Annotated in this window: 7 protein-coding genes; 5 read left to right on the top strand and 2 right to left on the bottom strand. The window is 62.0% G+C overall.

Annotated elements, in window-relative coordinates:
• Position 1 precedes the first annotated feature (1 nt).
• Positions 2–2230: a methyltransferase domain-containing protein gene (locus tag AC1PQG_RS17410; protein ID WP_481119077.1), complete on the top strand. Its 2229-nt coding sequence runs from the start codon at positions 2–4 to the stop codon at positions 2228–2230.
• Between the two features lie 37 nt (positions 2231–2267).
• The gene (locus tag AC1PQG_RS17405) at positions 2268–3515 is read left to right on the top strand and encodes a hypothetical protein (RefSeq protein WP_481119076.1); all 1248 of its coding nucleotides are present in this window, start codon (positions 2268–2270) and stop codon (positions 3513–3515) included.
• Positions 3516–3606: 91 nt separating this feature from the next.
• Here AC1PQG_RS17405 and AC1PQG_RS17400 read toward each other — a convergent pair whose 3' ends face one another.
• Both AC1PQG_RS17400 and AC1PQG_RS17395 read right to left on the bottom strand, forming a co-directional pair.
• Entirely contained in the window at positions 3607–4221 is a 615-nt protein-coding gene (locus AC1PQG_RS17400; RefSeq protein ID WP_481119075.1) for a class I SAM-dependent methyltransferase, read from the bottom strand.
• A 147-nt stretch (positions 4222–4368) separates the two neighbouring features.
• A complete protein-coding gene (locus AC1PQG_RS17395; RefSeq protein WP_481119074.1) occupies positions 4369–5187 on the bottom strand; it encodes a hypothetical protein in 819 nt (272 codons plus the stop codon).
• 260 nt (positions 5188–5447) lie between these two features.
• On the opposite strand from AC1PQG_RS17395, the gene AC1PQG_RS17390 reads away from it, so the two are divergent.
• From AC1PQG_RS17390 to AC1PQG_RS17380, 3 genes are all read left to right on the top strand, one after another.
• On the top strand, positions 5448–5651 hold the full coding sequence (locus AC1PQG_RS17390; protein ID WP_481119073.1) for a SlyX family protein: 204 nt from the start codon (positions 5448–5450) through the stop codon (positions 5649–5651).
• Positions 5652–5789: 138 nt separating this feature from the next.
• Positions 5790–7976, top strand: coding sequence for a DctP family TRAP transporter solute-binding subunit (locus AC1PQG_RS17385; protein WP_481119072.1), 2187 nt, complete (start codon positions 5790–5792; stop codon positions 7974–7976).
• On the top strand, positions 7973–10984 hold the full coding sequence (locus AC1PQG_RS17380) for a hybrid sensor histidine kinase/response regulator (protein WP_481119071.1): 3012 nt from the start codon (positions 7973–7975) through the stop codon (positions 10982–10984). Before AC1PQG_RS17385 ends, AC1PQG_RS17380 begins: the two co-directional genes overlap by 4 nt.
• Positions 10985–11034 lie beyond the last annotated feature (50 nt).

Here is an 11034-nt window from a genome sequence, read left to right as displayed (position 1 = left end):
GATGCTCTACAGTGAAGATCCGGTTCTCTCGGGCGACTATGTGGTGATTCAGATCCACCAGCCGCGGACTGGTGGTACGTCCTTGCGCTTGTTGCTTCGTGAAGTGTTTGGGGGCGATAAGTGTTTCATGAACTACAAGGGCGAACTGGCCGAGTCCGATGAGGCGACGCGGCAATCCCTGCGGGTGGTGGCGGGCCACGTGCCCTATGGCGATCATGTCCATTTCGACAAGCCGGCACACTACGTCACGGTGGTTCGTGACCCGGTCGAACGTTTCAAGTCCACCTATGCCGAGTTCCTGACGAACAGCAATAGCCCGTATTACGAGCTCGCACGTAGTGGAGACATCAACAGTTTCGTTCGCGTGGTGTTGAATTCGGACATTCCCGCCCTGCGTCAACAGTTGCATAACTTGCAGTGCCGTTTCGTCTGTGGCGAGGCGAGCTTCGAGAAGGCACGGCAGTTCGTCGACGACCGCTACTATCTGGTATGCGCCTTTCCCGACGTCGTAGAGATGGCGGAGGTGCTGCGTATGGCGCTTGGTGCCCCGACTGTCGTATTCCCGCATGTCCATGAAACTGATGAGAAACTGAAAGGGCTCGAGCACTTGATGCAGCTGAGCCCGGCATCCTTGACCTTGCTGCTGGAGTCCGAGTCCGAGGACATGCTGCTCTACAGCTATGTTCAAAAGGCATTTTCCGCAGTGCGCGATGGTGCGCGACGACGGGCTGGCAGAAAGTCCGTACCTGTCCAGATGCTGGCACCCGCACGCATCCCCCCCGCGGAACTGCGTTTCATGGGGGAGGATGACGCCATGTTTGTTCGCCATGCCGATTACCTCGCTGCTGGAGTCTTTGATGCATCGGGTTTGGCGGCAGGCCCGCACCGAATTCTGGATATTGGCTGCGGCTACGGGCGGCTGGCCTACGGCCTGCGGCGTAGCGGATATGCCGGTGAATATGATGGATTCGATATCCTGCCGCGCCACATCGGATGGCTCAATGAACAGTTCTCGGAAAGCAAGGACGACGCGCGCTACCGCTTCGTCCATGCAGACCTGTTCAATGAGCGCTATAACCCGGATGGCAAGCCACTCGCGACCCTCAGGCTGCCGTTTGAGCGCGCTGCTTTTGATTGTTTGGTCAGCTTGTCCGTTTTCACGCACCTGTACGAGCAGGAAGTTGTGGACTATGTGCGTTACCTGAAGCAATTTCTGGCGCCGGGTGGCGTGTGGGTCACCACTTTCTTTGCCATTCCGCCGGAATGTTCGCTCGAGCGACAACCGGGCACGGCGGTTTACCCTTTGGTCAAGCAGACCTCGGCCAATGCGTTCGTCCACGATCCGGATGAGCCTCTGCTGGTGATCGCCTATCGAGAGCAATTTCTTCTGGAGTTGTTCGCCCGTGAGGGGCTGGAGGTGGTGCGCCAGCGCAAGGGACGTTGGCTAACCGCCGATAATGCTGTCGAACTGCAGGATTGGTTCGTCCTGCGGTTGCGGGAGGGCTGTCTCGAGGCGGACCTTCCGGCCGTGGCACCGGCAACGGTTGCCAGTGTGGCTGCGGCGAGCGATGCTGTGTGCAATATCTGCGGCAATACGACGTTTGGGAGTGGTCCGGGGGGGCGGAGCGCCACAACCGGACGGGCCCCGCGTTGTCAGTATTGTGAAGCGCTGGAGCGGCATCGCATTGTCCGACGTGTTTTTGAAGCCCTGCCGGTCGGTTTCCTCAATGCGCGCAAGGGGCTGCAGTTCAGTGCCGATCCCGGCGTGCGCCCTGAATGGTTCCAGCACTATGAGGTATCGGAATATGGGGTGCGGAACAGCCTGGATGCGCAGGCCATCGATCGCCCGGACGGTAGCTATGGTTTCATCTCTCTGAACCATGTGCTCGAGAGTGTGCCGGATGACGTTCAGGCCTTCAGCGAACTGTGCCGGATCCTGCGCGACGACGGTGTGATTCAGGTCTGCTTCGGTGGAGTTATGGAGCGGGCGGCAACCCAGGAGTTAGTCGAGCCGCGTCACGAATGGGGAACCCGCCGGCTGTACGGCCGCGATGTCGTACAGCGCTTCCAGTGCGCTGAGCGCGGCATCTCGGTGCTGGCAGTCGAAGAGGAGGATCCGTGTACCGGGGTACGGGAAGTCGTGCACTTCTTCTTTAAACGCCAGGTCGACGCTCGGCGCGTGCGGAGCTGGCTCCAGCAATGGAGCGATACCGTCCGGGTGCTTGATTGATGTGAGTGCTGCGGTATCAACGAAGTGGAGAACGAATATGGAGTCTGTCGTGCCGGCATCCGGGCGTGCCGTCACCAAGGCGGATATCGTCAACCGTCTGGTGAGTCAGTTTGGTTATCGCAGTTATCTGGAATACAACAAGTTCGACGGCGCTAGCTACTATGGCGATGTTGTCTGCGAGCAGAAGGAACTGGCATACCTGCCGGAGCGTGCGTATCTCGACGGTGACAACCTGCCACGTCTGCTCGGTATGGCCCAAGCCGCGGTGGACATGGGTGTGCGTTTCGACCGGCTTCTGTCCTTGCAGCAATTGTTCGAGCATTTTGGCGAGCGCCGGTTCGATGTGATCTTCTTTGATCCGGTGCATGTCCGTCCGGATGTCGATCTGGCCTTGCGTGCGCTGCCGCGTCTGCTTACGCCTGGCGGCGTGCTTGTGGTGCATGATTGTGTGCCGGGGCATGAGCGGCAGACCAGCGTGCAACGTTGCCCGGGGTCATGGGTGGGAGAAACCTACAAGGCGTTTGCGTTGTTGCGTCGGCATAATATGCGGCAGACCGTAACCGTCTCCGAGGATTTCGGGGTCGGGTTGGTCTGGAATCACAGGCTCTGCCTCGATTATCCGGTTGAATACGATCTTGACTATGCGACCTTCCATGCCAATCAGGTGGCCTATACGGGCTTGATCGACTACGCCACCTTCCTTCAGCGCACGCGCAGTGGCCAGCTGCAACGGCTGTTTTGTGAAGACCAACCCGCTACATCACTGCAATTTCAACCCCGCCAGGGTTGGGGGCAGCCGGAAGGGCAAGTACCAAGACCGACTGCTCGCTGCCAACTGTTCTGGCGCCACTCGGGAGCTGGGTTCAGTGAGGCTGAATCTCAGGAACTGCCGCTATCCCACGCCGGTCAGCCCGAATTGATGCGTTTCGTCTTGCCGCCGGAAGTTGCTTCGGTGCATGCGTTGCGCTTTGACCCTCTGGATGGGCCGGGTAGTGTGCGCCTTCAGTCGCTGCGTCTGATGGATCAGGACGGCGTCGTTCATTGGGAGGCGGAAGGCCGTGCTACGCTGTTCGAGCGGATGCAGGGGATGTGCTGTCTGCCGGCGGCACCGGGAGCGGGTGTCTATCTGATGTCGAAAGGGGAGGATCCGCGCTGTGTTCTCGGAATCGATGCAGTCGTGCTGGCTCAGATACGGGCTGGATGGGCACTGGAGTTGCGGGTTGAGCTCCAACCCGTTGCAGCCCATGCCGTACTTGGGCTGTTGGGAAGCATGTTGGAAACGTAGCGCATACTAATAATTCTGCGCTACGTTTCCGATTTGCCGGCCCATCAGGGCCGCAACAAGACTGCGGAATTTACGGGAGTGTTCGCGATCTTCAGCCCCTGGCTGCAGAGGTCCTGGCGATGGCCCAGAGGTCATAGCCCTGGCCGGGGAGGATTCGGACTTCTTCAAAGCCAGCTTCGATGAGTTTGCAGCCTAGGCGTTTACTGGTAAAGCCTGTTCGGTGCGCCATGAATCGGTTTCCATGTGAGACAGAGGCCTGGTGCCCAAACAACATATCCAGCGGAGTAATCGGGCCGGCCGGGGATACATAAAGGACCTCGTCGATCTTCCCTTCGACGATGAGTTGAGCGATCCGTTCGAGGTTAGGGAGCGCGATCAGCGCAAAACCGCCTGCTTTGAGTGCTCGCCGGATTTCGGCCAAGGCTTGAGGGACTTGGAAATCCTCCAGGTGCTCCAGATTGTGCGAGGACCAGACGGCGTCCATGCTGCCGGTTTCGACGGCCGTCATTTCGGTGATGCTGGAAACGATGTCTGGCTGGACGGCTGGATCGATATCCAGTCTGATTTCCTGCCAGCGACTGTCTTGAAAGCATTCCGGCAGGCGTGTCCGGTCGGCTTTGCCACAGCCGATGTGAAGCAGGATCCTGGGCTGGTCCTGATTCAGGCAGGGGATGAGGCTGGCAAGGTCGTCGTAGGTGATCTTCATGTCGTGTTACGTGCAAGGGGCAGGTGCGGTTGTACGCGGTGGGGCCCTGGGGGCTGCCAATCCGCGTATCCGGGGGCGTTTGCAGCCGGCCGCCCTTGCTGGATCGTACGGCTGTTTGGGGGCGAGCCCCCGGGGGCTGCGGGGGCTTTAGGGTTTGCGGAAGACCTGCAGATTCGGGTGGTCATTCCACGGCGAGGCTGCAACGGACTTTGGGGTGATCTCGAGTTGTAGTGCCACGAGATGTTCCGTTCCAGTGGGGCCTGAAAGTACCTTGCCTGATGCAATGGCGAGCGGGGCTTCGCCGGCGAAGACTGCCTTGCCGCTCAGCTCGAAATCGGCCGAGCGTGGCCCGGTGAGGGCGAACGTGACCAGCGTGATCGGCTTGCCTTTGCCGCGGCTGCCGATGAATTGGCCGGGGACGCCCATATAGCGCTCACCGTCGGCCCCGGTACGGCATGAATAGGCCAGGGTCATGCCGCCAGGTGCGTTCGGCCAGTTGATCGAGAAGCCTTCGAGGCGCAGGCGGGTCGTCGGATCCCCCAGCCAGGTATTGTGGGAGATGACGTCACCTTGCGTTTCGATATGGCCGAGCAGTTCCAGTTGCGTCTGTGAAGTGGCGGTCGGTCCGGCTGGTGCACGGGAGGGGGCCGTTGAGATGCGGTCCATGCGCAAATGGACGTTGCTGGTATCGTCTTCGGACCTGAAGGTTGTGACCAGTATGTTTGCCGGGCCACCCTTTACTCGGGCCACGATACAGTCGCTGGGTGAGGCGAGCGTGTTGTCGCGAACGCCCTCGGACGGAAAGAAGTCGATCACTCCGTCGCCGAGTGGGGTCGGACTCAGGCTGATGCAGACCTTGGAGGTGCTTTGGGCATCGAGACTGTAGCGAAAGATGTACATTCCGGCGTCAATACGGCTGACTTGGGACGAAATCTGTAATGCGGTGATTTTTTCCGGTGCCTGCATGTTGGATCACTAGCTTGGTGGAGAATTCACCTGGATGGTACGGAGAAATTCTCCGTACATGGCCTCAGCGTGAGTCTTCATTGTTTTTACTGCATTTGAGAAATGTTCTCAAGTATGAATTTCCCCGCTGGAGGGCCCTGCAGTTCCTACGACGGCTATGCCTGAGCCGAGTGATCAAGTCTTGCGCGGTAGCATCTCGACGTTCGTCGTGATCTTCGGGGACAATCCGTCTCCGACCACAGCCCGCCGAAGGGGACGCCATGGAATCCCGACTGACCGAGATCGAGATCAAGCTCGCCCTCACCGAAGACCTGGTGGACAGTCTCAATATGACCGTCCACCGCCAGCAGGAGCAGATCGATGCGCTGCAACGCCAGATCCGCCTGCTCTACCAGCAGATGCAATCGGCTACGCCGACGGCGGAGGCTCACGACCTGCGTGACGAGATTCCGCCGCATTATTGAGTACGGGTACGGCGGCTCCGTCGTTCGCCTGTCCGACCGAGTCTGCGGCAGTTGATCGAAGGTTCGAGTCAAGACCATGCCACTACAAGGGGTTTCGATCGGTATATCATTGGCCATCAAGCCTGAATAGAAAAACTGATGAGCAAACACCCGATTCGTGTGCTGTCACTGGCTGTTTTCGTGGTGATCGGTGTGTTGCTGGTGCTGTGGTGGGTCGGCCCGCGCGGGGAGCGGCCGGAGGCGTCCAATGGTACGGCGGGCCCCGGTGCTACGGCCAGCGATGTGCGTGAGCTGCGCCTGGGATTGAATATCGCCGCCGGCAGCGCGCTGCACGCCGCGGCGCTGCGTTTTGCCGAACAGGTCGGCGAGCAGAGCAAGGGCAAGCTGAAGGTTACGGTGTTTCCCGACCAGCAGCTGGGCAGCGACGACCAAATGCTGGAAATGGCGCGCAGCGGCAAGCTCGATCTGGTGCTGACGCCCACTGCCAAGCTCAGTTCGGCCATTCCGGCCATGCAGTACGCCGACCTGCCGTTCTACTTCACGAGCCGGGAAGAACTGTACGCGATGCTCGACAGCGAACCGGGCCGCATGCTGCTGTCCAAGCTCAACAGGATCGATCTGGTCGGCCTGGCGTTCTGGGAAAACGGTTTCAAGCAATTCACCGCCAACACGCCGATCCGCCGCCCGCAGGATTTTGCGAAGCTGCGCATCCGGACGATGAAGAGCCGCATCATCGCCGACCAGTTCGAGGTGCTCGGTGCCCAGGCCATCCCGATCGATTTTCACGCTACCTACAAGGCGCTGGCCGATGGTGCGGTGGACGGCGAGGAAAACCCGCTGGTCGCCATTGTCGGAATGCGTTTCCACGAGGTGCAGAAGTACCTGACCCTCAGCAACCATGCCTATCTGGCCTACGTGTTCTCGGCCAGCAAGACGGTGTTCGAATCCCTGTCGCCAGAGATGCGTGAGGTCATCCGGCGAAATGCCCAGACGCTCACGGTGTGGGAACGCGAGGAAACGTCCCGCCGCGAGGCCCAGTTCATCGAGACTGTCCGGGCTGCTGGTGTCGAGATCCATACTCTGACTCCGGAGGAGCGCGAGGCCTTTCGCAAGGCACTGGCCCCGATTGCCGACAAGTTTGGCTTCGACGTGGGTTATGACCTGCTGGTCAAGACCGAGGAACTGCGCCACCAGCGGCAGGAGGGCGCCCAGGCGGCGGCTGGTGGGCGGCGTCCGCCGCTGGTGGTTGGCATCGATGCGGATTTCTCGATGCGCAGCGCCCAGGGCGGCGGGGCCATCTACCGGGGGGTGCAACTGGCCGTCGAGGAGATCAACGCGGACGGTGGCATCCGGAGCGTGCCGCTGCGGGTGGTCGGTCTGGATCACGCTACCAATGCGCAGGTGGGGCGGCAGAACCTCGCCCGTTTCGCAGCCATGCCGTCACTATTGGCCGTTGTCGGCGGCGTGCAGACAGCCGTCATCGCAGACGAGCTGGAGGACATCCATCGCCTGCAGATCCCTTTCCTGATTCCGTGGGGAACCGGGCGCGGCCTGGTCGAGCACGGGCATCGCCCGAACTACACCTTCCGTGTTTCGGTCAGCGACAGTTTGGCGGCTCCCTTTCTGCTGGAGCACGCACTGCGCGTTGGCGGTCGGGTGGTTGTGCTGCTCGAACGCTCTGCCTGGGGGCGCAGCAACGACGAGGTGCTCAAGCCCATCATCGAAAAGCTGCCGGCCGGCCGGGTGGAGATCGAGTGGTTCAATGTGGGCGATGCGGGGACCGAAGCGCGGGTGAGGGCCATCACTGGCCGCGAGGCTGGCGCGGTAGTACTGGTGGCCAATGCGGTGGAGAGCCAAAAGATCGTGCAGGCGATGGCACGCCAGGAAAAAACGCCGCCGGTGTTTGCCCACGTGGGGCTGACCGGTGGCGATTTCTGGCAGACGACCCAGGGGGCGTTGCAGCGGGTGGACCTGCGTTTCGTGCAATCCGTCCTGCTCGATGATGCTGCGACGAATCCTCGTTTCAGGAAGTTTCTCCAGCACTACCGGGAACGTTACGCCCTCGGGCGCGACGAGATGCTGCCGTCACTGATCGCCAGCGTGCACGCCTACGAGCTGACCCACATGCTGGCCAAGGCGGCCCGCCAGGCCGGGAGTGACGACCATGCTGCGGTGCGTAGCGCGCTGGAGTCCCTGCATGCCTATCCCGGCGTGTTGCGTGACTACAACCCGCCTTTCACCGTGGCGCGTCACGATGCACTGGAGCGCGGGCAACTGCGCCTGGCGCGTTTCGACGCCCGTGGCCGTATCGTGGCAGCAGAATGAAACTGGCTTTCATCACCCGCAGCGTACGCCGGCGGATCACCTGGGTCTTCGGCTTGTTCGTCGCGTTGTCGATGGTCACCGTGGCGACCACGGTGGGTTTCCGCTTGCATTCGGCAATTACCACCAACCTGACCCACGAACTGGAGGAGAGGGCCCGCCAGGATGCCCGGCTGCTGCTGCAGCGCTTCGATTACCTGCTCGAAAGCGCCAACGTGCTGGTCAGGAACCCGCTGGTGGTGAACGGCCTCAACGACGCCCAGGGGCGCGAGACTTACCTGCCGGAGCTGATCAAGAACTTCCGCGAGGGGCGTGACGTCTTCGCCGTGGCCTTGCTCGGCTACGACGGCAAGCCGGTGTATTCGACGCTGGATACGCTGCCAACCTACGAGGCCTCGTCCGAACTGCGCAGCACGCTGGCCAATGGTGTGGTCAGCTACCTGATCGATCGCAGCCAAGGGCACTGGGTCGTTTTCGTGCCGGTGACCTACTACAACACGACGCAAGGGGTGCTGGTGGTGGTGTACGACCTGGGTGCGCTGGCCCGCCGCGTGCTGCCCGCCGACCCGCTGCTCGGCCACCGCCTGCTCGTCGCGGACCAGACCCTGTTCGCCCATCCGGCCTCCGATGCCAGTGACCTGCTGATCGCGCGCAAGGCCGTCAATGACAACAACCGCAGTTTCCTCGACGGTCTCGGGCTGCAACTCGAAGTGTCGGCGCCGCGTCAGCACTACCTGGCACCGGCCTTCAGTGCCATCGGCGACGTGGCGCTGCTGGGCCTGATCCTGACCCTGGTGGCGATCGCGATCGCCTACTGGATCGGCTTCTCGGTGTCGCGCCCCATCGTGCTGCTGCGGGAGCGGGTGGCCGCCGCCGACGGCAGCCCGGAGCGCCATTGCGCACCGCTGGGTACCCACGACGAGCTGGAAGAGCTGGCCGGTATGTTCGACCAGCGCACCCATGAACTGCGGGACATCCAGTTGCATCTTGAGGATCTGGTGGACCAGCGCACCCGTGAACTGGCCGTGGCCAAGGAGGCTGCGGAGGAGGCAAGCCGTTTCAAGAGCAGCTTCCTCGCCAACATGAGCCACGAGATCCGCACGCCGATGAACGCGATTGTCGGCCTGACCCACCTGATCCGCCGCTCGGCGGTTGATTCGCGGCAGATCGAGCAACTCGACAAGATCTCCCAGGCGGCGCGCCATCTGCTGGGCATCATCAACGACATCCTCGATTTCTCGAAGATCGAGGCCGGCAAGCTGACCATCGAGAACGCCGATTTCGAGCTCGATCGGGTCTTCCGTAACCTCAACGATCTGATCTGCGACCGGGCTGCCGAGAAGGGGCTGGAGGTCATCAACCGCATCGATCCGGCCATCCCGGTGATGTTGCACGGTGACCAGATGCACCTCGGGCAGATCTTGGTCAATTTTGCCAGCAACGCGGTCAAGTTCACCGATGCCGGTTGCGTGATCTTCCGGGCGCGGCTGCTGGGCGAGGATTCCAGCGCGGTGATGGTGCGCTTCGAAGTCAGCGACACCGGCATCGGCCTCAGCGAAGAACAGCGTAACCGCCTGTTCCAGGCCTTCACACAGGCCGATGCGTCGACCACCCGCAAGTTCGGCGGTACCGGTCTTGGACTGGCGATCAGCAAGCGCCTGGTCGAACTGATGGGGGGCTGTGTCGGCGTCGATAGCGTATTCGGCAAGGGCAGTACTTTCTGGTTCGAGCTGCCGCTGCAGCGTGCTGCCGATGCTCCGGCCCCCCGCGGCCGGGTGAAGCTCGACGAGACCCTGCACGTGCTGGTGGTGGACGACAATGCCGATGCGCGCACTGCGCTGGAGGACATGCTCAATGCGTTCGCCGTGCGTGTGACGACTGCGGATTCCGGTGAGCATGCGGTGGCCCTGGCCCGCGAGGCGCTGCTGGGCGGCAGCCCGTTCAACCTGATCCTGATGGACTGGGCGATGCCCGGCATGGACGGCATCGAAACGAGCCGCCAGATCCAGGCCCTCGGTTCCGATGCAAAGATCATCCTGGCCACCGCGTACAGCAGCGAGTGGACCGTCGAGCAACTGCACACGATGGGTATCCAGTCCCAGTTGAGCAAACCGGTCACACCGTCGATGCTGCACGATGCCATCGTCGAGGTGTTCTCCGGCGTGACCTCGCGCCCGGCCGCGCCGGCGGCCATGGATCTGTCGCCGCTGCGCGGCCGCTACATCCTGCTGGCCGAAGACAACCCGGTGAACCAGGAAGTGGCCCTTGCGCTGCTGGAAGAAACCGGCCTGCGCGTGGATGTGGCCAACGATGGCGTGGAGGCACTGCAAAAGGCCGCCCACAATGCCTACGATCTGGTCCTGATGGATGTGCAGATGCCGAATATGGATGGCCTGGAGGCCACGCATGCGCTGCGCCAACTGCCCCAGTGCGCGTCCCTGCCGATTCTGGCGATGACGGCCAACGCTTTCGACGAGGACCGGCGTGCCTGTCTGGGTGCCGGCATGAATGACCACGTCGCCAAGCCGGTGGACCCCGACAGCCTGTTTGCCGCGTTGATCCACTGGATGCCGCCCCGGGCTCCGGCGCCCGGGGCCAGCCACGGCGAGCAGGGTGACGCAGCGGAATTGGCAGGGAAGGAGCAGGCGCTGCGGGAGGCCCTGGCCGCCATTGATGGCTTGGATCTGGCTTTCGGCCTCAGTCTTGTGCGCGGGAAGTTCGCCACCTATCGGCGTCTGCTGGCGATGTTCGTCGATACCCATGAGGGGGAGGTCGTGCGCATCCGGGGGGCTCTGGATGCCGGCGACCTGGATACTGCCCAGCGTGCCGCCCATTCCCTCAAGGGCAGTGCGGCCAGTTTGGGGCTGGTGCGCATCCAGCAGGCCGCCGCTGCGGTCGAGGCGCCGCTGAAGGGAGCTGCCGAAGGGGCCGCGGCGGCATCGCGAACAGCGCTGCTCGAGCTGGAGAATGAACTGCCGCGTCTGCTGGAACGACTGCGCCAGTTGCTGTGAGTCGATGCCTGTATTGGGCGTTCCCGCACGGATTTTGAGTGACGGAGTGC

Source organism: Zoogloea sp. GDB6 (assembly GCF_056724105.1).
The sequence above is the reverse complement of the archived record's forward strand: the minus strand, read 5'-3'. Positions and strand labels throughout refer to the sequence as shown.

What these genes read in the sequence shown, in the direction of transcription:
- AC1PQG_RS17410 (WP_481119077.1), top strand. Translation starts at nt 2, where the DNA reads ATGCTCTACAGTGAAGATCCGGTTCTCTCGGGCGACTATGTGGTGATT.
- AC1PQG_RS17405 (WP_481119076.1), top strand. Translation starts at nt 2,268, where the DNA reads ATGGAGTCTGTCGTGCCGGCATCCGGGCGTGCCGTCACCAAGGCGGAT.
- AC1PQG_RS17400 (WP_481119075.1), bottom strand. Translation starts at nt 4,221, where the DNA reads ATGAAGATCACCTACGACGACCTTGCCAGCCTCATCCCCTGCCTGAAT.
- AC1PQG_RS17395 (WP_481119074.1), bottom strand. Translation starts at nt 5,187, where the DNA reads ATGCAGGCACCGGAAAAAATCACCGCATTACAGATTTCGTCCCAAGTC.
- AC1PQG_RS17390 (WP_481119073.1), top strand. Translation starts at nt 5,448, where the DNA reads ATGGAATCCCGACTGACCGAGATCGAGATCAAGCTCGCCCTCACCGAA.
- AC1PQG_RS17385 (WP_481119072.1), top strand. Translation starts at nt 5,790, where the DNA reads ATGAGCAAACACCCGATTCGTGTGCTGTCACTGGCTGTTTTCGTGGTG.
- AC1PQG_RS17380 (WP_481119071.1), top strand. Translation starts at nt 7,973, where the DNA reads ATGAAACTGGCTTTCATCACCCGCAGCGTACGCCGGCGGATCACCTGG.